The organism is Klebsiella sp. R390 (genome assembly GCF_051131745.1).
In the GTDB taxonomy this organism is placed as follows: domain Bacteria; phylum Pseudomonadota; class Gammaproteobacteria; order Enterobacterales; family Enterobacteriaceae; genus Klebsiella.
The window spans coordinates 3,822,315-3,844,298 of sequence record NZ_CP180445.1 but is presented as its reverse complement, the minus strand read 5'-3'; the positions used below and the strand labels follow the sequence as shown (position 1 = coordinate 3,844,298).

Genomic DNA, 21,984 nt, shown 5'->3' with positions numbered 1-21,984 from the left:
CAACGTATCGCGTCGCGCGATTACGGAGTAAAACATGCTGGAAGCCAGGAAAAGATCCGCTTACTGACGGCTTCGCATATCCTCACCATGGCGGGCCCACACGCCTGCCAGACTCTTTTTGTCACCACGATAGCCATGCCGGAAACCAACGCGGCACCCACCATATCCAGAGGGAAATGGACTCCGAGGAAGATACGGGCCCAGGCTACGGACAGTGAAGCGATCAAGACACACACGCCCATCCGGCGCTGCCCCAAGGAGAGCAGCGCAAAAGCCATGCTGAACATCACCAGACCATGATCGCTCGGGAAGCCATTATCCGCCGGATGGCTTATCCAGGTATGACCCAAAGGGATCATAAATGGCCGAGGGTGGAACCACAGTGAACCACAAAGAGAGCCCAGCACCAGCGCTATCAGGATACTCAAGGTACAAAACAAGGCTTGCCGGTGGCCCTGGCGCCCCCCTAAAAACCAGAGGCCAAGCAGAATAACCGGAACGCTAACGATGACGCCGCTGGCACACAGACTTGCCAGCTTCAGCAGCGTTTCCGATGTCCCTGGCTGCGCATTCAATGCCAGAAAAACGCTTTGATTAACAGTTTCCAGTAGGTTCATTGTGAGAGTCCATAACGGTCATATTACTGTCATTATCGCCACTCTCTCTTAAGTTACGCTTAACTCCATCAGCGAGCTTTTTAGCGCAATAGTCTCGTGACCACACACGCTCACTGGCATAGTGCGCGACTTTATTTTAGAATTACCTAAATTTAGAAAAAGCTAAAATAAATGACGACACCCGATCAGTTACAGTCAGCCGCCGGAGAGGCAGCCGCTCTGCTCAAAGCCATGAGCCACCCCAAGCGGCTGTTGATCCTCTGCATGCTATGCGAAACGACGCGGGCCAGCGCCGGCGAACTGGCCCGCATCACCGGCCTGAGTCCTTCAGCCACTTCTCAACATCTGGCACGTATGCGTGAAGAGGGTCTCATCGGCTGCGAACGCGAGGCACAGCGTATCCATTACTTCATCACTCATCCTGCGGTTCAGCAAATTATCTCCACGCTGAAGACCCTCTATTGCCCTTAAGGAGCTGCCATGACTATCGCCACCCTTTCCCCCGAAGACGTCCGGGCACAGATTGCACAAGGCGCCAGATTAATCGATATTCGCGATGCCGATGAATATGCCCGCGAGCATATTCCTGATGCCGAACTGGTGCCGCTGGCCACGCTCAACAATGGCGCCACGCTGCGTACCACGGCAGACGACACGGTGATCTTCCATTGTCAGGCGGGCTCGCGGACACAAAATAACGCCATTCGTCTGGCCGCCGCCGCGGCTCCCGCCCAGGTGAAGCTGATGAGCGGCGGTATTCAGGCGTGGAAAGCGGCAGGTCTGCCGGTCAAAGAAGACAAAACGCAGCCTCTGCCGCTGATGCGCCAGGTGCAAATCGCCGCTGGCGGACTCATTTTGTTGGGGGTAGTGCTAGGATATAGCGTGAGTAGCGGATTTTTCCTGCTCAGCGCATTCGTCGGGGCCGGGCTGACTCTGGCCGGCCTCACCGGTTTTTGCGGGATGGCGCGTCTGCTGGCAGTGATGCCATGGAACCGGCGTGCGCAGTGAACCTGAGCAACAATAACAATATTGATCGACAGATGAGGAGAAAGCGATGTATTCAGTAGGTGATCTGGTACAGCCACGCATGGGCGGGCCAAAACTGAAAATTGTAGCCGTCAGCGAAGAGCATATCGTTGCCGTACAGGCCAGTAACGAGCAGGGCGAACAATATACGCTGAAGCCTGCTGACGTTTCGCCTTATACCGAAGACGGTGATTTTGGCGTTTGTTAATAATAACGGTGGGTCATCCCACCGTTATTTCTGTTTGATCCGATCTCATTCCACCCGCGTTTATCGCCGATCGAACGTCGTAAGCCATAACGATTAGATCAGAAAACTTTCCAGGGTTTCACCTGCGGCGATGGCGTTGGCAATCGGCTTCGGCATGCGGCCCTGGCCTGTCCATGTTTTCTGTTCGCCATTGACGTCGGTAAAACGATATTTCTCTGGACGCGGCTGACGTTTTTTACTGCTTTGCTGGGGAGCGCTATCCAGTGTGACCAGCTCGTCAGGAGTAATACCGTCGGCGATCATCAGCTCCAGCCAGGTCTGTACTTTTTCCTGGTATTCAGCGTGTTGCTCGCTGGCAGCCTGCTGCTCTGCCCGTTTTTCTTCAGTGACGACCCTGAGTTTTTCCAGCATTTCTTCAAGCACGTCAATGGAGAATTCACGCGACATTGCCCGCAGCGAACGGATATTATTCAATTTCTGTAACATTAAAGACATAAATTACCAAACAATCCTAAATTTTAAATAAGACAATACTACCGCGACACTTTAATATATCAGGCTATTTATTACCACCTTTAATCCCTTCCATTAAATATATTCCAAAGACTCTCTCTCAATTCAATTTTAAACGGCAGGAATTATTGGTAAATTAAAAATAAGCTGATGCTGGCGCCTGGCTGAATAGAATAAAAAAGACACACTGATAGCACCAGTAGATATATTATCTGGAGGCTCAGCAGGTTATCAGCATCACGACGACAACCGGGAGATAGCGCGCCAGGCCAATAGTGCATAAGTATGCTTTTAATTGGAATGAAAACCACAATTAACAAACAGAACACCATGCCATTAATGTCGGCATTAATGAGAGAATTACTCCAAAAGTGACAGTCATCACACTGAAACGAGACATCAAGCACAATCCGGGCTGTTCACCTCCTCGCATCTGCCGTCCCTCTTCCACCAGCATAAAATCAACCATTTGATATTAATACAGAAAATACAAAACCAGGACAAAAGTAGCGCAACGCTCACAAAAGGAACTCATACAGAGTATTTTATCGACAAAACGCCATGAAATAAAAATTTATAGCTAGTTGCCAGTTTTAAGGCAGAGAGATAATCTACGCACACAAAACTACACAACCCAAAACGCTGCAAATGAGCACGTTTTGTGGCGTAACAGACTTCATTTTCGAGGAGCACCCCGATGTTCTCTGCGCAGTCCCGCTTGCGTCATGCGGTAGCAGACACCTTTGCGATGGTGGTGTACTGCACCGTTGTAAACATGATGATCGAGATTTTCCTCTCTGGAATGACTTTTGAACAGTCGCTTTCCTCACGACTGGTCGCCATTCCGGTGAACATTATTATTGCGGTGCCCTATGGCTTTTATCGTGACCGCGCAATGCGCCTGGCACGTCATATCAGCCCTTCTGGCTGGATGAAGAATATTGCCGATGTCGTGGCGTATGTGACCTTTCAGTCGCCGGTATATGTCGCGATTTTATTTGCGGTCGGTGCGGACTGGCATCAGATTGCGGCAGCAGTGAGTTCAAACATTGCGGTATCGATGATGATGGGGGCGGTTTACGGCTACTTTCTCGATTACTGCCGCCGCCTGTTTCGCGTCAGCGCTTACCAACAGATTAAGGCCTGATCTTTTCTGTTCAACGTCTCAGCGACTGACCTCTGTCAGTCGCTTCCCGGATACATCCCACGCCCTTGCTGCTCTGCGGTTAGCTATGAGACAGGCTCGGCGTCACTTCGCCAAATAATCCACTTAAAAAGCGCTCAAGCGCCATTCGCGAACTGAACCCGTGTGGAATACCATAATGCTGCTGCACCTCCCCGGCCAAATACAACGGGAACTGCTCATAATGATCGCAGGTTTTGATATCCGACGCGGGCTCCGCCAGCGAATTACTGCGTTCTTTTAACGCTGGGTGAATAATTAAAGCAGTACGTCCCATGCGCGCTTCGCGGTTCACATAGACATAATTATCACCGCGGCGATAGCCATACGCTTTTTGGGTTACCGCATCCATGGTGAAGCCGGCTTTTTCAAGAACGCGCGCCACCTCATCGGGTCTTAAATACATACTCATTCCTCATTATCTTTTACCGCACATTGAACCTTACCTTATTCAGCATTGATAACGCTTTCGGAAAATTCCAGAAACCGAACACTAACAGCATAATTCAAAATCTTGTTCTACACTTAATCACTCAACGGAATTAAGGGAGAACGCAATGGCGAACCGAGCAAACCGCAACAATATCGATGAAAGCGCTGAGGATATTCATAGCGATGTCAGCCAATTAGCGGATACGCTGGAAGAAGTGCTGAAATCATGGGGCAGCGATGCCAAAGATGAAGCAGACGCTGCGCGGAAAAAAGCACAGGCATTGCTGAAAGAGACACGCGCCCGCCTGAACGGTAATAATCGCGTGCAACAGGCAGCCCGCGATGCCGCCGGCTGTGCCGATACTTACGTGCGGGATAAACCCTGGCAGAGTGTGGGTGCTGCCGCCGCCGTTGGGTTATTTATTGGCGTATTATTGAATTTGCGTCGATAATATATACGATAAATGAAGATAACAAATACGCGTCTGCCCCTGCGAGCCTCTGGTCCGCAGGGGCTTTTTGTTGTCCGATCGCATGTGGGCATGATTGTCTTTATAGGGTGGTTTGCATGAAAGAGGTTTTTAGCCGCCCCAACCTTCTTACAGCATGTCGCGATATCCATGCCTGCATTTTTGTTGCTGAAAAAACCTTCAGCCATGATATCGCGACGGGACAACCTCGGGATGGCAGCGAGGGGGTTAAGGCGCATCAAGAAAACGGGCGGGAACGCAGGTGCACATCCAGGACTGACGGCCTGGATGGCCGTCAGAGGGCAGGTCGAGACAGGGATGTCGAGTCCGGCCCGGTCCTCCAGATGAAGCCGGAGTGGAGCATACCGCGTAGCGGCCGTTTTCAGCGCAATGCCGGGGGTCATGGGGGGCGAGCGAAACGCCCCCCATGCCGTTCACCCGCTGCGGGTCTGAGATAAGTACCGGATTCACCGTGAACGGAACATTCCACGAAAGCGAACAGAATTGTCCACGGAGCTCACGCAATAACCCCTTTCGTGCAAACCACCGTTTCCCCGAATCCTCCTGAACCTCAATGACCAGCGTTCCCCCTAAGAAGAAGACAGCGCCTGCCTGAGCCGCCGCACCACCTCCGTCGCCATCTCCATCGACGTCACATTCGTAAAACTCACCAACAGCCCTCCCGCACCAAGGCTTTGCATCCGCCAGTCGCTTAACGCCTGGGCGGCCAGCCCGGCCTGCTGCGCTTTGCGTGCCAGCGCCCTATCGTCACCGCTTACCGTTATCACCAGTTGAATCCCTCCCAGCTGCGGCACCACACCAAACCCTTGCTGTTGCAGCGCCAACTCCAGCCACTGCCGACGCTGGGCGTAGCTGGCGCGCATCTTCTTCAGGTGCCGCCAGAAATGGCCTTCAAGGATAAAATCAGCCAGCGTCTGCTGCCACAACGTTGGTACGCTACAGCTCAACATCTGCGCCTGCTGGCGGAAAGCCGCCACCTGAGGCAGCGGCACCACCAGCCAGGCGGCATGCAGCGCCGGGAACAGCGATTTGCTGAAGGTACCGGCGTAAATCACCCGCTGCGGCGCATCGAGGCTTTTCAGGGGCGGCAACGGCTTCCCCTGGTAGCGAAATTCACTATCGTAATCATCTTCGATAATCCAGGCATCGCGCTGCGCCGCCCAGGCCAGCAGCTGCCGGCGTCGGCTCAGCGACAACGCCACGCCCAGCGGGCTTTGATGTGCCGGCGTCAGCAGCGCGAAATGGGCCTCCGGGTAGTCGCGCTGCGCCTGCGTCACATCCATCCCTTCGTCATCGACCGCCACCGGGTCGATAACCACTCCGTTGCGGGTAATCACCGGTCGAATCAATGGAAAACCGGGGTCTTCCATCCACATATGCTGGCCGGGTTGCGCCAGAGTGCGGAGGATCAGCAACATCGAGGCGGCATAGCTGCCGGTCACCAGCACCTGTTCAGGCAGGCATTCAATACTGCGGGAAAGCCGCAAATAATCGGCGATCGCGCGGCGGAGGATCGCCTCCCCGCACGGATCGCCCGGTGCCAAATCAAACCGCGTTTGGGTACGCAGCCGTCGTCCCATGACCCGCGCCCACAGGCCGCGAGGAAAAAGATCCAGCGCCGGCAGCCCCATCTGAAACGGCTGCGGCGCCGTCGGTTCACTGCTGAGCGGCACACGAGTCGGGGCTTGCTGCTGCGGACTTAGCCTGTCGCTGACGAACGTCCCGGCCTGCCCGCGTCGCTCGAGCCAGCCCTGAGCCACCAGCTCGCCCCAGGCATTCTCCACGGTGGCCCGGGAGACCCCCAACGCCTGGGCATACACCCGGCTGGCGGGCAGGCGGCTGCCGGGCGCAAGCTCGCCACGTTCTATCGCCGATTTGAGCTGGCGGGCAATACGCTGATAGTGCGGTACTTTTTTGACGTCCATTATGGTCTGCTTTTTTGATTACAATATGGCTATCTTTTGCAGTCCATTATAGTGCTATTTTGCAGCGGTTCTTAATAGAGGAAAACACCATGAGCCAACTACGTCAGCCCTACAATCAACTGAGTCCGGAAGTCTACAACGGTCTGCTACAAGCCAAGATGGCGCTGGATAAAAGCGAACTGGACAGCACCCTGGTGGAGCTGGTGTACCTGCGGGTGTCACAGATAAACGGCTGTGCCTTCTGCCTGGAAATGCACAGCAAGGCGCTGCGTCACTCCGGCGTGGCGCAGAATAAGCTGGATGCGCTGGCAGGCTGGCGAGTCAGCGCGCATTTCAGCCCCGCGGAACAGGCGGCGCTGGCGTGGGCGGAATCCGTGACCGATATCGCCACCAGCCATGCGGAAGATGACGTTTACCTGCCGCTGCAGGACCATTTCAGCCCGCGCCAGATCAGCGATTTGACTTTCGCCATCAGCCTGATGAACGCCTTCAACCGCCTGGCCGTCAGCATGCGTCAGTAATTTCAGCGCAAACGCCCCCACCCTCGCGGGATCCACACGCGAGGGCACACCCTTATCGAAAAACGCTATATATTGCGTGGTTGAACTTTCTGACAACTACATCTAGTATTTCCTGAACAGTTAACCGATACCGAACGTCACGCCTTTTTGCGCCGTTCTGTTATCATAAATGGAAATACGAATCATGCGCATTACTATTTACACTAAAGATGACTGCGTTCAGTGCCACGCCACCAAACGCGCCATGGAAAGCCGTGGCGTGACCTTCGAGATGGTGAATGTCGAGCATCACCCGGATGCCGCCGATATGCTGCGCGAGCAGGGTTTTCGCCAGCTGCCGGTGGTGATGGCTGGCGACACCCAGTGGTCCGGCTTCCGCCCGGATATGATCAACCGTCTGCGTCCTCAACCGGTAGCCAGCGCATGAGCCTGATCGTCTACTTCTCCAGCAGTTCCGAAAATACGCACCGGTTCGTCCAGCGTCTGGGGCTGCCCGCGGTGCGCATTCCGCTGAACGAGCGCCAGCGCATCCAGGTAGACAAGCCCTACATTCTTATTGTCCCCAGCTACGGCGGCGGCGGCACGGCGGGCGCGGTACCCCGCCAGGCGATCCGCTTTCTCAACGATCCCCATAACCGCCAGCAGATACGCGGCGTGATCGCCGCTGGCAACCGTAACTTCGGCGATGCCTACGGCCGGGCCGGCGACGTCATCGCTAAAAAGTGTGGCGTCCCGTACCTGTATCGCTTTGAGCTGATGGGCACCCCAACCGATGTCGATAACGTGCGTAAAGGAGTGAGCGAATTTTGGCAACGACAACCGTAGAAGCGAAAACGACCGGGGCATCCGATTTCCATGCCCTCAATGCGATGCTGAATTTATACGACAGCAACGGCCGCATTCCATTTGAAAAAGACCACCAGGCGGTGGACGCCTTTATGGCGACCCACGTGCAGCCCAATACGGTCAGCTTCGCTTCGCAAAACGATAAGCTGGACTGGCTTATCGCCGAAGGCTATTACGATGCCAGCGTGCTGGCCCGCTACGATCGCCGGTTTGTGCTGGCGCTGTTTGCCGATGCCCAGGGTTATGGCTTCCGCTTTCAGACCTTCCTCGGCGCGTGGAAGTTTTATACCAGCTATACGCTGAAGACCTTTGACGGCAAACGCTACCTCGAACATTTCGCCGATCGGACCTGCATGGTCGCCCTGAGCCTGGCGCAAGGCGATGAACACCTCGCCCGTCAGTTGACCGAGGAGATCCTAAGCGGGCGCTTCCAGCCGGCGACGCCCACCTTCCTCAACGCCGGAAAACAGCAGCGCGGCGAGCTGGTTTCCTGCTTCCTGTTGCGCATTGAGGACAACATGGAGTCGATTGGCCGGGCGGTCAATTCAGCCCTGCAGCTCTCCAAACGCGGCGGCGGAGTGGCGTTTTTACTCTCCAGCCTGCGTGAAGCTGGCGCGCCAATTAAGCGCATTGAAAACCAGTCCTCCGGCGTGGTGCCGGTGATGAAAATGCTGGAAGATGCTTTCTCGTACGCCAACCAGCTCGGCGCTCGCCAGGGAGCCGGGGCGGTCTATCTGCATGCCCATCACCCGGATATTATGCGTTTCCTGGATACCAAGCGGGAAAACGCCGACGAAAAAATCCGCATCAAAACCTTGTCGCTTGGCGTGGTGATCGCCGATATCACCTTCCAGCTGGCGAAAGAGGATGCGCAGATGGCGCTGTTCTCGCCCTATGACGTTGAGCGTCTGTACGGCAAGCCGTTTGGCGATATCGCCATCAGCGAGATGTACGCCGAGCTGGTCGCCGACGAGCGGGTCAACAAGCGCTGGATCCGCGCCCGGGATCTGTTCCAGCGGCTGGCGGAGATCCAGTTTGAGTCCGGCTACCCATATATCATGTTTGAAGATACCGTGAACCGGGCGAACCCGATTGCCGGGCGCATTAACATGAGCAACCTGTGCTCGGAAATTTTGCAGGTCAACACCCCATCAACCTTTGATGAGAACCTTGATTACGCTCACGTGGGCCAGGATATCTCCTGCAATCTGGGCTCGCTTAACATCGCCCACACCATGGATTCACCGGATTTTGCCCGGACCATCGCCGTCGCGGTTCGTGGCCTGACGGCGGTGTCAGATATGAGCGATATCCGTTCGGTGCCATCGGTAGCGGCGGGCAATGCCGCTTCCCATGCCATCGGTCTTGGGCAGATGAACCTCCATGGCTACCTGGCCCGGGAAGGTATCGCCTACGGCAGTCCGGAAGGGCTGGACTTTACCAACTTCTATTTCTATACCGTCACCTGGCACGCGCTGCACACCTCAATGCAGCTGGCCCGCGAGCGCGGTCAGCATTTTGCCGGGTTTGCCCAATCGCGTTACGCCAGCGGCGAGTACTTTGAGCAGTATCTCCAGGGCGACTGGCAGCCGAAAACCGCCACCGTCCGCAACCTGTTCGCCCGCGCCGGCGTCCGGCTGCCCGACCGCGCCATGTGGCAGCAGCTGCGCGACGATGTGATGCGTTATGGCATCTACAACCGCAATTTGCAGGCGGTACCGCCGACCGGGTCGATCTCCTATATCAACCATGCGACCTCGAGCATCCACCCGATCGTCTCAAAGATTGAGATCCGCAAAGAGGGGAAAACCGGCCGGGTTTACTACCCTGCGCCGTTTATGACCAATGAAAATCTGGCGCTCTATCAGGACGCCTGGGAAATTGGCCCGCAGAAGATTATCGACACCTATGCCGAAGCAACCCGGCACGTTGACCAGGGGCTGTCGCTGACGCTCTTTTTCCCCGATACCGCCACCACCCGCGATATCAACAAAGCGCAAATCTACGCGTGGAAAAAAGGCATCAAGACACTGTATTACATCCGCCTGCGCCAGCTGGCGCTGGAAGGCACTGAAATCGAAGGCTGCGTATCCTGCGCGCTATAAGGAGAACAGGATGACCCATTTATCGCGTATTCGCGCCATTAACTGGAACAACATTGAGGACGATAAGGACCTGGAGGTGTGGAACCGCCTGACCAGCAACTTCTGGCTGCCGGAGAAGGTGCCCTTGTCCAACGATATTCCCGCCTGGCAGACGCTCACGGCGGTGGAGCAGCAGCTGACCATTCGCGTGTTCACCGGGCTGACGCTGCTCGATACGATTCAGAACACCACCGGCGCGCCGGCGCTGATGGCGGATGCACTCACTCCGCATGAAGAGGCTGTGCTTTCCAACATCAGCTTTATGGAAGCGGTACATGCCCGTTCCTATAGCTCGATTTTCTCGACCTTATGCCAGACCAAAGATGTCGACGCCGCCTATGCCTGGAGCGAAGAAAGCGTCTCGCTTCAGCATAAAGCCCGCCTGATGCTGGAGTACTATCAGGCGGATAACCCGCTGAAGAAAAAAATCGCCAGCGTGTTTCTCGAATCGTTCCTCTTCTATTCCGGTTTCTGGCTGCCGATGTACTTTTCCAGCCGCGGTAAGATGACCAATACCGCCGACCTGATTCGCTTAATTATTCGCGATGAGGCCGTGCACGGGTATTACATCGGCTATAAGTACCAAAAAGGGCTGGAGAGCGTCGATGCGCAAACCCGCGAGCAACTGAAGCAGTTCGCCCTCGACCTGCTGATGGATTTGTATGAAAACGAGCTGGCCTATACCCAGGAACTGTACGCCGACAGCGGCTGGGGCGAGGAGGTGAATGCCTTCCTGTGCTACAACGCCAATAAGGCGCTAATGAACCTCGGCTATGAGGCATTATTCCCGGCGGAGATGGCCGCCGTTAACCCGGCGATTCTGGCGGCCCTTTCGCCAAACGCCGATGAAAACCACGACTTTTTCTCCGGTTCCGGCTCCTCTTATGTGATGGGAAAAACCGAAGAAACTGCCGACGACGATTGGGATTTTTAACCCTTATTTCACCAGGGAATTAGCGTTTATTCCCTGGTGATCTATTTCACATAATTACCTTTCATCACACAAAATAATCTACGTGATATTTGCCTGAAACATTGCCGCAATATTCGCAGGAATCGACTGGTTCACCAATTATTATCCAGCCATCATCAAAAAATATTACCTTTTGTGAATCAACGCTCAGCCCTTATGTCACGGGGAATTCGCGGAACTTCTCCTGCCCAATTTCAGTCTCTGCGGGACATTGAGGGTTGTCACAGAATCTGAGTATGTTAGGGTGTAAAAAGGTCATTATCTCCATCAGGTACTATATTGATATAATACAAATAACAGGAAACTCTTTATTGCATGGCAATTAAATTAGAAATTAAGAATCTCTATAAGATATTTGGCGAGCACCCACAGCGAGCGTTCAAATATATTGAAAAAGGATTTACCAAAGAGCAACTACTGGAAAAAACGGGACTTTCGCTTGGCGTAAAAGACGCCAGTCTGACCATTGAAGAAGGCGAGATATTCGTCATCATGGGGCTTTCCGGCTCAGGAAAATCCACCATGGTTCGCCTTCTCAATCGCCTGATTGAACCTACCCGTGGACAGGTGCTGATTGACGGTGTCGATATCGCCAAAATCTCAGAATCTGAACTCCGCGAGGTGCGCAGAAAAAAGATCGCTATGGTATTTCAGTCATTTGCGCTGATGCCGCACATGACGGTTCTGGACAATGCCGCCTTTGGCATGGAGCTGGCCGGGGTTCCAACCCAGCAACGCCAGCAGAATGCCCTGGAGGCGCTGCGCCAGGTCGGTCTGGAAAACTATGCTCACGCCTATCCGGATGAACTGTCCGGCGGGATGCGCCAGCGCGTTGGTCTCGCCCGCGCCCTGGCTATCAACCCCGATATATTATTAATGGATGAAGCCTTCTCGGCCCTCGACCCATTAATTCGTACCGAAATGCAGGATGAGCTGACAAAATTACAGGCGAAACATCAGCGTACCGTGGTCTTTATTTCCCACGATCTTGATGAGGCTATGCGCATTGGCGATCGTATTGCCATCATGCAAAATGGTGAAGTGATTCAGGTCGGAACCCCGGATGAAATTCTCAATAATCCTGCCAATGATTATGTGAAAACCTTCTTCCGTGGCGTCGATATTAGCCAGGTATTTAGCGCCAAAGATATTGCACGTCGTAGCCCCGTTGGCTTAATTCGTAAAACGCCCGGCATTGGTCCCCGCTCCGCAATGAAATTATTGCAGGACCAGGACCGTGAATATGGTTATGTGATTGAACGCGGTAATAAGTTTGTCGGCATTGTCTCTATCGATTCACTGAAATCCGCATTGAGCGAAGGCCAGGGAATTGAGGCGGCGTTACTCGAATCCCCGCTGGCGGTGGATGCACAAACGTCGCTGAGCGACCTGCTCTCCCACGTCGGCCAGGCACCGTGCGCGGTCCCGGTGGTGGATGAAGGGCAACAGTACATCGGCATTATTTCGAAAGGAATGTTGCTGAAAGCTTTAGATCGCGAGGGGGCAAACAATGGCTGATCAATCGAATCCGTGGGACACCACACCGGCGGCGGACAGCGCCGCACAATCTGCCGATGCCTGGGGCACGCCGGCAGCCGCACCGACCGATGGTGGCGGTGCAGACTGGCTGAATAGCGCACCCGCGCCGCAGCCGGAACATTTTAATATAATGGACCCGTTCCACCACACCCTGATCCCACTCGACAGCTGGGTAACTCACGGGATTGACTGGATCGTGGTCCACTTCCGCCCGGTATTCCAGGGCATCCGCGTACCGGTGGACTATATCCTCAGCGCCTTCCAGCAGCTGCTGTTAGGGATGCCGGCACCGGTGGCCATCGTGCTGTTCGCCCTGATCGCCTGGCAAATCTCCAGCGTCGGCATGGGCGTGGCAACGCTGATTTCCTTGGTGGCGATTGGCGCTATCGGCGCCTGGTCGCAGGCGATGGTGACGCTGGCGCTGGTCCTGACCGCCCTGCTGTTCTGTATGCTGATAGGACTCCCCCTGGGGATCTGGCTGGCGCGCAGCCCACGGGCGGCCAAAATTATCCGCCCCATGCTGGATGCCATGCAGACCACGCCGGCATTCGTCTACCTGGTGCCGATTGTCATGCTGTTCGGTATCGGCAACGTGCCTGGGGTGGTGGTGACCATTATCTTCGCCCTGCCGCCAATCGTGCGTTTGACGATCCTCGGGATTAACCAGGTGCCTGCCGACCTGATTGAAGCATCACGCTCCTTTGGTGCCAGCCCGCGCCAGCTGTTGTTCAAGGTCCAGCTGCCGCTGGCGATGCCAACCATTATGGCTGGGGTAAACCAGACGCTGATGCTGGCGCTGTCGATGGTGGTTATCGCCTCGATGATCGCCGTGGGCGGTCTGGGCCAAATGGTACTGCGCGGTATCGGTCGTCTTGATATGGGGCTGGCGAGCGTCGGCGGCGTCGGGATCGTTATTCTGGCGATTATTCTCGACCGCCTGACCCAGGCCGTAGGCCGCGATTCCCGTAGCCGGGGCAACCGCCGCTGGTACGCGACCGGTCCTTTGGGGCTCATTACCCGTCCTTTCCGTCAGTAACTTCTCTTGCCCGGTCGTATTACGCCGGCCGGGCCTGCAGTTTTCCTCTCTTTAAATAAGGAATAACGATGCGACATAACACGATTATTACTACCGCACTTGCCACTCTGCTTGCCACCAGCGCCGCCTGGGCCGCCGACCTGCCGGGGAAAGGCATCACCGTTAAACCGATCCAGAGCACCATTTCGGAAGAGACCTTCCAGACGCTGTTAGTCAGCCGTGCGCTGGAAAAACTGGGCTACACCGTCGATAAGCCGAGCGAAGTTGACTATAACGTCGGCTACACCTCACTTGCCTCCGGGGACGCGACCTTTACCGCCGTCAACTGGCAGCCGCTGCATGACGACATGTACGCCGCCGCCGGCGGTGACAAAAGCTTCTACCGCGAAGGCGTATATGTTAACGGCGCAGCACAGGGCTACCTGATCGATAAAAAGACCGCCGAGCAGTACCACATCAAATCTATCGATCAGCTCAAAGACCCGAAAATCGCCAAACTGTTTGATACTAACGGCGACGGTAAGGCCGACCTCACCGGCTGTACTCCAGGCTGGGGCTGCGAAGCGGTTATCAACCACCAGATTGATGCCTATGGCCTGAGCAAGACGGTGGTACACAATCAGGGTAACTACGCGGCGATGATGGCCGACACCATCGCCCGTTATAAAGAAGGGAAACCGGTCATCTACTACACCTGGACACCGTACTGGGTCAGCGACGTGCTGAAACCGGGTAAAGATGTGGTATGGCTGCAGGTGCCGTTCTCTTCCCTGCCGGGCGTGCAGAAAAATATCGACACCAAGCTGGCGAACGGTGCCAACTACGGCTTCCCGGTCAGCACCATGCATATTGTGGCCAACAAAGCCTGGGCTGAGAAAAACCCAGCGGCGGCGAAACTGTTCAGCATCATGAAGCTGCCAATTGCCGACATTAACGCCGAAAACGCAATGATGCATGAAGGCCACTCGTCAGAAGCCGATATCCAGGGTCACGTTGACGGTTGGATCAAAGCCCACCAGCAGCAGTTTGACGGCTGGGTGAACGAAGCGCTGGCGGCGCAGAAGTAATCACGATACAGACCCGGAGCGCCGCAGGCGCTTCGGGTCTGCCGTCACTCCACGCTATTGCCCCGGCTCATCAAGGTATAACCCAAAATAATTCGAGTGGCTTGTAGGCGGCAAAGCCGTCATAAATCGGTATTAGCCGATTTGAACAGCGCTTGCGCTGGCCCGAAGGCTAAGCCTCATGGATGAACCGAATACCGGTGCCGCCAACCCCCAGGCAACTTGAAGGATGAAGGGTATAAATGCATCCCGCTCTCTGCTAAGGTAGTCCGACCTGTTCAATCATGTGACATTCACGTGAGTTATCAATAAATAACGCTAAATGGAAAAACCCGCCGCAGTGTCGCCCGCCTCCACGGCCAGCGAAGCCACGCTCTCTGAAGGGATTAAAGACAGCCTGCCGATTGTGATCAGCTATATTCCTGTCGCCTTTGCCTTTGGTTTGAACGCCACCCGACTCGGCTTTACGCCACTGGAAAGCCTGTTCTTTTCCTGCATTATCTATGCTGGCGCCAGCCAGTTTGTGATCACCGCAATGATTGCCGCCGGCAGTTCACTCTGGGTCGCCGCCCTCACCGTGATGGCGATGGATGTGCGCCATGTCCTGTACGGCCCCTCGCTGCGCAGCCGCATTCACCGTGCACTAAATAAGCGAAAAACCGCGCTCTGGGCCTTTGGTCTGACTGATGAGGTCTTCGCCGCCGCCACGGCGAAACTGGTACGCGACAACCGCCGCTGGAGCGAAAACTGGATGCTGGGTATCGCCTTCACCTCCTGGATATCCTGGGTGTTCGGCACGCTGCTCGGGGCTTACTCCGGTAGCGGCCTGCTGGCCGGTTATCCGGCGGTAGAAGCGGCGCTCGGCTTTATGCTCCCGGCGCTATTTTTGAGCTTCCTGCTGGCCTCCTTCCAGCGCAAACAGTCCCTCAGCGTAGTGGCGGCGCTGGTGGGGGCAATGGGCGGCATTATTCTGTTTTCTATTCCGGCGGCAATTCTCGCCGGGATCGTCTGCGGCTGTCTGGTCGCGCTGATTCAGGCCAGTATTCAGGGGATGCCCGATGAACAGTAACGTCCTGATTATCGGTATCGTGGTCGGCTGTGTGAACTATCTGTTTCGCTATCTGCCCTTACGCCTGCGAGCGAATAACGCGCGACCTACGCGTCGTGGCCCGGTCAGCGTCCTGCTCGATACCATCGGTATCGCCTCTATCTGCGCCCTACTGGTCGTCTCCAGCGTTCCGGAAATCCTCAGCGACGCCCGGCGACTGTTGCCGACCCTGGTGGGATTTGCGGTACTGGGGCTGGCGTTCTGGAAGACGCGAAGCATCATTTTCCCAACGCTGCTCAGCGCGTTAGCCTACGGAATAGCATGGAAAATCACGACTTTTATCTGAGTTTAACGTATCAATTTTAGTCAATAATTCATTTGATTTATTTGTCACAATAGTTATTATATCGGCTGTAATTAATGAGGTCATACCCTAATGGATAGTTCGTTTACTCCCATTGAGCAAATGCTCAAGTTCCGCGCCAGCCGCCACGAAGATTTCCCCTTCCAGGAGATTTTACTCACTCGCCTCTGCATGCACATGCAAGGTAAGCTGCTGGAAAATCGTAATAAGATGCTGAAAGCGCAGGGAATTAACGAGACATTATTTATGGCGTTGATAACCCTTGAGTCTCAGGAAAACCACAGCATTCAGCCTTCCGAGCTGAGCTGTGCTCTGGGTTCTTCACGTACCAACGCCACGCGTATTGCCGATGAACTGGAAAAACGCGGCTGGATTGAACGCCGCGAAAGCGATAACGATCGCCGCTGCCTGCATCTGCAACTGACCGATAAAGGCCACCAGTTTTTACGCGAAGTCTTACCGCCGCAGCACAACTGCCTGCATCAGCTCTGGTCTTCTTTAAGCACCAGCGAGAAAGATCAGCTCGAACACATCACCCGCAAACTGTTAGGTCGCCTTGACCAGATGGAAGAGGATGGCGTGCTTGCGGAGTCACTGCGCTAAGCGCGGGAACCGCTCAAAAATTTTTCTGGATTGACAAGGAAAAACAGACAGGCCAGCAGATTATCTGCTGGCCTTTCTGATAAACAGGTCGGCTCAGCCGATGTGAAATAATAAGATCGTGGAGAATAACATGAGCGCAAATGCGGAGAGCCCAATCCCGCAGCAACCGAACAGCAAGAAAGGCAAGCGCAAAGGTGCCCTTTTATTGCTGACATTGCTCTTTATTATTGTTGCCGTGGCATACGGGATTTATTGGTTTTTAGTACTGCGTCATTATGAAGAAACCGATGACGCATACGTGGCAGGGAACCAGGTTCAAATCATGGCGCAGGTGTCCGGCAGCGTGACCAAAGTCTGGGCCGATAACACCGATTTCGTGCAAAAAGGCGATACCCTGGTCACCCTTGACCAGACCGACGCCCAACAAGCCTTTGAAAAAGCGCAAACTCAGCTGGCCGCCAGCGTGCGTCAGACTCGCCAACAGATGATCAACAGCAAGCAGCTACAGGCCAGTATCGACGTTAAGAAAACCGCGCTGTCTCAGGCACAGGCTGACCTTAACCGTCGAATCCCACTGGGCGCCGCCAACCTGATTGGCCGTGAAGAGCTGCAGCACTCCCGCGATACCGTCGCCAGCGCACAAGCTGAACTGGACGTCGCTATCCAGCAATTCAATGCCAACCAGGCCATCGTACTGGGCACCCGCCTGGAACAGCAGCCTGCGGTTCTCCAGGCAGCAACTGACGTCCGTAACGCCTGGCTTGCGCTGCAACGTACACAGATCGTCAGCCCGATCAGCGGCTATGTTTCTCGTCGCTCCGTACAGCCAGGGGCGCAAATCAGCCCGACCACGCCGCTGATGGCCGTGGTACCTGCGACCAATCTGTGGATCGACGCTAACTTTAAAGAGACCCAGCTGGCGCACATGCGCATCGGCCAGGAAGCTACCGTCATCAGCGACATCTATGGTGACGACGTGAAATACACCGGTAAGGTTGTAGGGCTGGATATGGGGACCGGTAGCGCGTTCTCACTGCTGCCAGCACAGAACGCCACCGGGAACTGGATCAAAGTCGTCCAGCGTCTGCCGGTACGTATCGAGCTGGATGCCAAACAGCTGGCGGAACACCCGCTGCGCATTGGTCTCTCCACGCTGGTTGAAGTGAACACCACCGACCGTGGCGGCGAAATGTTATCGAACCAGACCCGTAAATCCCCGGTTTATGAAAGTAACGCCCGTGAAATCGGTCTGGCGCCGGTGAACAAACTGATCGACGGTATCATCCAGGCGAACGCGGGATAATTCGGGGTGAGCGTAATGCAACAGCAAAAACCGCTGGAAGGCGCGCAACTGGTCATCATGACCATTGCGCTGTCGCTTGCGACTTTCATGCAGGTGCTGGACTCCACCATCGCCAACGTGGCTATTCCAACCATTGCCGGCAACCTTGGTTCATCGTTGAGTCAGGGAACCTGGGTGATTACCTCGTTCGGGGTGGCGAACGCTATCTCCATTCCGATCACCGGCTGGCTGGCAAAGCGCGTCGGGGAAGTGAAGCTGTTCATGTGGTCTACGGTGGCATTTGCCATCGCCTCCTGGGCCTGCGGGATGTCCAACAGCCTGTCGATGCTGATTTTCTTCCGCGTCATTCAGGGGATCGTCGCCGGTCCGTTGATTCCGCTTTCGCAAAGTCTGCTGCTCAGCAACTACCCACCAGCAAAACGCTCTATTGCGCTGGCGCTGTGGTCGATGACGGTGATCGTCGCACCAATCTGCGGGCCGATTCTCGGTGGCTACATCAGCGATAACTACCACTGGGGCTGGATATTCTTTATCAACGTCCCGATTGGCGTCGCGGTGGTCATCATGACGCTACAGACGCTGCGTAGCCGCGAAACCCGAACCGAACAGCGGCGGATTGACGGCGTAGGCCTGGCGCTGCTGGTGATCGGTATCGGTAGCCTGCAGGTGATGCTCGACCGCGGCAAGGAGCTGGACTGGTTCGCCTCAAACGAGATTATTATTCTGACGATTGTGGCGGTGGTCGCCATCAGCTTCCTGATTGTCTGGGAGCTGACCGACGACAACCCGATAGTGGATCTTTCGCTCTTTAAATCGCGGAACTTCACCATCGGCTGCCTGTGTATCAGTCTCGCCTACATGCTTTACTTCGGCGCCATCGTGCTGCTGCCGCAGCTGCTGCAGGAGGTCTACGGTTATACCGCCACCTGGGCAGGGCTGGCCTCCGCGCCGGTGGGGATTATCCCGGTGATCCTGTCGCCGATTATCGGCCGTTTCGCCCATAAGCTTGATATGCGCCGACTGGTAACCTTCAGCTTTATCATGTATGCGGTCTGCTTCTACTGGCGCGCGTGGACCTTCGAGCCCGGTATGGACTTCGGCGCATCGGCCTGGCCGCAGTTTATCCAGGGCTTTGCGGTGGCCTGCTTCTTTATGCCACTGACCACCATCACGTTGTCCGGCCTGCCGCCGGAGCGACTGGCGGCGGCATCGAGTCTGTCGAACTTCACCCGTACGCTGGCGGGGTCAATCGGGACGTCGATCACCACCACCATGTGGACCAACCGCGAGGCGCTGCACCATGCGCAGCTCACTGAATCGGTGACGCCATATAACCCCAACGCCCAGCAGATGTACGATCAGCTGCAGGGACTCGGGCTGACCCAACAGCAGGCATCCGGCTGGATAGCCCAGCAGATCACCAACCAGGGGCTGATTATTTCCGCCAACGAAATTTTCTGGTTCTCGGCGGCGATCTTTATCCTCCTGCTCGGTCTGGTGTGGTTTGCGAAACCACCGTTTAGCGCCGGCGGCGGCGGCGGTGGCGCGCACTAGCGACCAACATCAGTTATCAAAAGGGATCTGCGGATCCCTTTTTTTATGGCGTGCCATAAGGTCACATTGTCCAGTTCTCGCTAGTTTCTGTCCGCTTTGATAAAGCGCCCCGCTTTACGTTTCTGCAGGATGAAGATCCAACACAAGGAGAGCATCATGCTGACAAACCCTGGCGAAAAATATCGTCCCTGGCCGCCAATTTCCTTGCCCGACCGCCGCTGGCCGGACAACACGATTACCCGCGCGCCGCGCTGGCTGTCCACCGATCTGCGCGATGGCAACCAGGCGCTGGCCGAACCGATGGACGGCGCCCGCAAGCTGCAGTTCTGGAACCTGCTGCTGGAGTGCGGATTTAAAGAGATTGAAGTGGCATTTCCGTCGGCCTCACAGACCGATTTCAACTTTGTCCGCCAGCTGATCGACGAACAGCGTATTCCGCAGGATGTCACCATTCAGGTCCTGACCCAGGCGCGGGAAGATCTGATCCTGCGAACCTTTGAATCACTGCGCGGCGCCCATCGCGCTACCGTCCATCTGTATAACGCCACCGCGCCGCTGTTTCGCAAGCTGGTATTTGGCATGGATAAAGCGCAGGTGGTGGCCCTCGCCACCCGCGCCACCCGCCTGATTCGTGAGCAGTGCGAAGCGCAGCCGGACACCCGCTGGCAATATGAGTATTCGCCGGAAACCTTCTGCTTTACCGAAGCGGAGTTTGCGCTGGAGATCTGCGAAGCGGTGGCGGACATCTGGCAGCCCTGCGCGGAACGGCCGATGATCATCAACCTGCCCGCCACCGTCGAGGTCAATACCCCGAACGTTTACGCCGACCAGATCGAGTATTTCTGCCGCCACTTCTCCCGTCGCGCCGAGGTTTGTATCAGCGTTCATCCTCATAACGATCGCGGAACCGGCGTTGCCAGCGCCGAGCTGGCGGTGATGGCCGGCGCCGACCGCGTTGAAGGTTGTCTGTTCGGTAACGGCGAGCGCACCGGCAACGTCTGCCTGGTCACCCTGGCGATGAATCTCTACAGCCAGGGTATTGCCCCGCAGCTGACTTTCCCGGAGATGAACCGGGTGGTGGAAGTGGTGGAACATTGTAATCAGCTGCCGGTGCATCCGCGCCATCCCTGGGCCGGCAGTCTCGCCTACACCGCCTTCTCCGGTTCACATCAGGACGCTATTAAGAAAGGATTTGATGCCCGTAAACCCGGCGAGCACTGGGAAATGCCCTACCTGCCCGTCGATCCGCAGGACATCGGCTGCAGCTATGAAGCGGTCATCCGCGTCAACAGCCAGTCCGGCAAGAGCGGCAGCGCCTGGCTAATCGAACAAAATCACGGGCTGAAGCTGCCCCGGGCGTTACAGCAAGATTTCAGCCTCCACGTACAGCAGGAAACCGATAGCCACGGTAAAGAGATGACCCAGAATGCGTTGTGGCAGCTGTTCCGCTCCCGCTATGGGCTGCTCGAGGGATCGCCGTTGATGCTGCTGGACTATCAAAGCGACAGCCAGCAGGACGGCCAGCTTTCCTTACAGGCTACGCTGCGGGTCAATGGCGAGACGCGACGGCTTCAGGGACGCGGCAACGGCCTGCTCTCTGCCGCCGCCAGCGGCCTCAGCGCGTTGCTGAAGCAACCGTTTGTGATCAAGGATTACCATGAGCATACCCTCGGCGAACGCAGCGACAGCCGTTCGGTGGCCTATATCCGCTGCATCTTCCCCAACGGCGTCAGTTGCTGGGGCGTGGGCATCGATAATGATGTAGCGCGCGCCTCACTACAGGCGTTGTGCAATGCGCTCAGCGCAGGCGATCACGCTGGCGGGCGGAAATAGTCGCTGGGGGCGACGCCCATCACCCGACGAAACATGGCGCTGAAGGCGCTGTGGCTGCCATAGCCCAGATCCAGCGCCACGCGTAACACCGACTGCCCCTGCGCCAGGCGAACCAGCGCTTCCATCAGCTTCGCCCGGCGCACCCATTCACTCCAGGTCAGCGTGGTCTGCTGCTGAAAGTGGCGGTTCAGCGTCCGTTCGCTCATATTGCTCTCTTTCGCCGCCTGCTGGCTGCTCCAGGCCTCCCCCGGCATCTCACGGACCTTCTGGCATAAACGGCGCAGGGCCTCGCTCTGAGGCTCCACGAGGCCAAACGGCAGTATCGTCATGCCGCGGATCTCATCGAGAATTAATTCATAGATGCGTTCGTCACGGCTACCGGGATCGTAACGTTCGCCCAGCGCCAGCGAACTGACGATCAGTTCGCGCAGCAGCGGAGTGATCTGCACGATCTGACAGGTGGACGGGAGATCGGCTCGCGCCAGGGGATCGATAAACAGCGTACGGGCCGCAACTTTACCGGTGATCCGCAGCGCGTGGGGCGTCCCCGCCGGCAGCCAGACGCCGCGTCCGGGTGGTACAACCCAGTAGCCCACCGGCGTATCGACCCGCACCACGCCGCAGAGTATATGCAGCAGTTGCGCGCAGTCATGCTGATGCCACGGTTCGCTATCGCCGTGGGCATAATCATGGGCAAATGGCACCAGGGCGCGGTGCTGAAAAGAGAAGGTTGAGGTCGTCGACATGGCGGCGCAGGAATA

General features: G+C 56.0%; 24 protein-coding genes. 19 read left to right on the top strand and 5 right to left on the bottom strand.

Features of this window, described 5'->3' with window-relative positions:
* Positions 1-20: 20 nt before the first annotated feature.
* Positions 21-617 carry an undecaprenyl-diphosphatase gene (locus ACMYSP_RS18055; RefSeq protein WP_434583422.1) on the bottom strand — a complete coding sequence of 199 codons (597 nt, stop codon included), beginning with the start codon at positions 615-617 and terminating at the stop codon, positions 21-23.
* Positions 618-788: 171 nt separating this feature from the next.
* Between ACMYSP_RS18055 and ACMYSP_RS18050 the strand changes: the two genes are divergently transcribed.
* The 3 genes from ACMYSP_RS18050 to ACMYSP_RS18040 are packed head-to-tail and all read left to right on the top strand — an operon-like array spanning position 789 to position 1,851.
* On the top strand, positions 789-1,088 hold the full coding sequence (locus ACMYSP_RS18050; protein WP_434583420.1) for an ArsR/SmtB family transcription factor: 300 nt from the start codon (positions 789-791) through the stop codon (positions 1,086-1,088).
* A gap of 9 nt (positions 1,089-1,097) precedes the next feature.
* On the top strand, positions 1,098-1,625 hold the full coding sequence (locus ACMYSP_RS18045) for a rhodanese family protein (protein ID WP_434583418.1): 528 nt from the start codon (positions 1,098-1,100) through the stop codon (positions 1,623-1,625).
* A gap of 46 nt (positions 1,626-1,671) precedes the next feature.
* Entirely contained in the window at positions 1,672-1,851 is a 180-nt protein-coding gene (locus ACMYSP_RS18040; protein ID WP_434583416.1) for a hypothetical protein, read from the top strand.
* A 93-nt stretch (positions 1,852-1,944) separates the two neighbouring features.
* Here the strand turns inward: ACMYSP_RS18040 and stpA are convergent, their stop codons facing one another.
* Positions 1,945-2,346, bottom strand: a complete 402-nt coding sequence (gene stpA / locus ACMYSP_RS18035; protein WP_434583414.1) for a DNA-binding protein StpA — start codon at positions 2,344-2,346, stop codon at positions 1,945-1,947.
* Between the two features lie 715 nt (positions 2,347-3,061).
* Here stpA and alaE point away from each other — a divergent pair.
* The gene (gene alaE / locus ACMYSP_RS18030) at positions 3,062-3,511 is read left to right on the top strand and encodes an L-alanine exporter AlaE (protein WP_123756828.1); all 450 of its coding nucleotides are present in this window, start codon (positions 3,062-3,064) and stop codon (positions 3,509-3,511) included.
* A gap of 79 nt (positions 3,512-3,590) precedes the next feature.
* On the opposite strand, the gene ACMYSP_RS18025 is transcribed toward alaE, so the two are convergent.
* Positions 3,591-3,953 carry a DUF2002 family protein gene (locus tag ACMYSP_RS18025; protein WP_434583412.1) on the bottom strand — a complete coding sequence of 121 codons (363 nt, stop codon included), beginning with the start codon at positions 3,951-3,953 and terminating at the stop codon, positions 3,591-3,593.
* A gap of 151 nt (positions 3,954-4,104) precedes the next feature.
* Here ACMYSP_RS18025 and ACMYSP_RS18020 point away from each other — a divergent pair, with 151 nt between their 5' ends.
* Positions 4,105-4,431 (top strand): DUF883 family protein, encoded by a 327-nt coding sequence (locus tag ACMYSP_RS18020; protein WP_123756826.1) that lies wholly within the window; start codon positions 4,105-4,107, stop codon positions 4,429-4,431.
* Between the two features lie 608 nt (positions 4,432-5,039).
* Here the strand turns inward: ACMYSP_RS18020 and ACMYSP_RS18015 are convergent.
* Positions 5,040-6,395 carry a PLP-dependent aminotransferase family protein gene (locus ACMYSP_RS18015; RefSeq protein WP_434583410.1) on the bottom strand — a complete coding sequence of 452 codons (1,356 nt, stop codon included), beginning with the start codon at positions 6,393-6,395 and terminating at the stop codon, positions 5,040-5,042.
* A gap of 89 nt (positions 6,396-6,484) precedes the next feature.
* Between ACMYSP_RS18015 and ACMYSP_RS18010 the strand changes: the two genes are divergently transcribed.
* From ACMYSP_RS18010 to leuA, 14 genes are all read left to right on the top strand, one after another.
* Positions 6,485-6,916, top strand: coding sequence for a carboxymuconolactone decarboxylase family protein (locus ACMYSP_RS18010; protein WP_434583409.1), 432 nt, complete (start codon positions 6,485-6,487; stop codon positions 6,914-6,916).
* A 184-nt stretch (positions 6,917-7,100) separates the two neighbouring features.
* Positions 7,101-7,343: a glutaredoxin-like protein NrdH gene (gene nrdH / locus ACMYSP_RS18005; protein ID WP_434583407.1), complete on the top strand. Its 243-nt coding sequence runs from the start codon at positions 7,101-7,103 to the stop codon at positions 7,341-7,343.
* Positions 7,340-7,741, top strand: a complete 402-nt coding sequence (nrdI, locus tag ACMYSP_RS18000; RefSeq protein ID WP_434583405.1) for a class Ib ribonucleoside-diphosphate reductase assembly flavoprotein NrdI — start codon at positions 7,340-7,342, stop codon at positions 7,739-7,741. Before nrdH ends, nrdI begins: the two co-directional genes overlap by 4 nt.
* Positions 7,723-9,867 carry a class 1b ribonucleoside-diphosphate reductase subunit alpha gene (nrdE, locus tag ACMYSP_RS17995; RefSeq protein ID WP_434583403.1) on the top strand — a complete coding sequence of 715 codons (2,145 nt, stop codon included), beginning with the start codon at positions 7,723-7,725 and terminating at the stop codon, positions 9,865-9,867. Before nrdI ends, nrdE begins: the two co-directional genes overlap by 19 nt.
* A gap of 10 nt (positions 9,868-9,877) precedes the next feature.
* On the top strand, positions 9,878-10,840 hold the full coding sequence (gene nrdF / locus ACMYSP_RS17990; protein WP_434583401.1) for a class 1b ribonucleoside-diphosphate reductase subunit beta: 963 nt from the start codon (positions 9,878-9,880) through the stop codon (positions 10,838-10,840).
* Positions 10,841-11,194: 354 nt separating this feature from the next.
* Positions 11,195-12,397, top strand: coding sequence for a glycine betaine/L-proline ABC transporter ATP-binding protein ProV (proV, locus tag ACMYSP_RS17985; RefSeq protein ID WP_434583399.1), 1,203 nt, complete (start codon positions 11,195-11,197; stop codon positions 12,395-12,397).
* Entirely contained in the window at positions 12,390-13,454 is a 1,065-nt protein-coding gene (gene proW, locus ACMYSP_RS17980) for a glycine betaine/L-proline ABC transporter permease ProW (RefSeq protein ID WP_123756817.1), read from the top strand. The genes proV and proW overlap by 8 nt, the downstream gene beginning before the upstream one ends.
* Positions 13,455-13,522: 68 nt before the next feature.
* Complete coding sequence (proX, locus tag ACMYSP_RS17975; protein WP_434583397.1) at positions 13,523-14,521, top strand: glycine betaine/L-proline ABC transporter substrate-binding protein ProX; 999 nt, start codon at positions 13,523-13,525, stop codon at positions 14,519-14,521.
* A gap of 319 nt (positions 14,522-14,840) precedes the next feature.
* Positions 14,841-15,587: an AzlC family ABC transporter permease gene (locus ACMYSP_RS17970; RefSeq protein ID WP_434583395.1), complete on the top strand. Its 747-nt coding sequence runs from the start codon at positions 14,841-14,843 to the stop codon at positions 15,585-15,587.
* Complete coding sequence (gene ygaH / locus ACMYSP_RS17965) at positions 15,577-15,912, top strand: L-valine transporter subunit YgaH (protein WP_434583393.1); 336 nt, start codon at positions 15,577-15,579, stop codon at positions 15,910-15,912. The genes ACMYSP_RS17970 and ygaH overlap by 11 nt, the downstream gene beginning before the upstream one ends.
* Positions 15,913-16,002: 90 nt before the next feature.
* Positions 16,003-16,533 carry a transcriptional repressor MprA gene (gene mprA / locus ACMYSP_RS17960; protein ID WP_041146855.1) on the top strand — a complete coding sequence of 177 codons (531 nt, stop codon included), beginning with the start codon at positions 16,003-16,005 and terminating at the stop codon, positions 16,531-16,533.
* A 130-nt stretch (positions 16,534-16,663) separates the two neighbouring features.
* The gene (gene emrA / locus ACMYSP_RS17955) at positions 16,664-17,836 is read left to right on the top strand and encodes a multidrug efflux MFS transporter periplasmic adaptor subunit EmrA (protein ID WP_434583392.1); all 1,173 of its coding nucleotides are present in this window, start codon (positions 16,664-16,666) and stop codon (positions 17,834-17,836) included.
* Positions 17,837-17,851: 15 nt separating this feature from the next.
* Positions 17,852-19,390 carry a multidrug efflux MFS transporter permease subunit EmrB gene (gene emrB, locus ACMYSP_RS17950; protein WP_434583391.1) on the top strand — a complete coding sequence of 513 codons (1,539 nt, stop codon included), beginning with the start codon at positions 17,852-17,854 and terminating at the stop codon, positions 19,388-19,390.
* A 156-nt stretch (positions 19,391-19,546) separates the two neighbouring features.
* Positions 19,547-21,223: a 2-isopropylmalate synthase gene (gene leuA, locus ACMYSP_RS17945; RefSeq protein ID WP_434583390.1), complete on the top strand. Its 1,677-nt coding sequence runs from the start codon at positions 19,547-19,549 to the stop codon at positions 21,221-21,223.
* On the opposite strand, the gene ACMYSP_RS17940 is transcribed toward leuA, so the two are convergent.
* Positions 21,202-21,969 carry an AraC family transcriptional regulator gene (locus tag ACMYSP_RS17940; RefSeq protein WP_434583389.1) on the bottom strand — a complete coding sequence of 256 codons (768 nt, stop codon included), beginning with the start codon at positions 21,967-21,969 and terminating at the stop codon, positions 21,202-21,204. The two genes, leuA and ACMYSP_RS17940, sit on opposite strands and share 22 nt — an antisense overlap.
* Between the last annotated feature and the right edge of the window lie 15 nt (positions 21,970-21,984).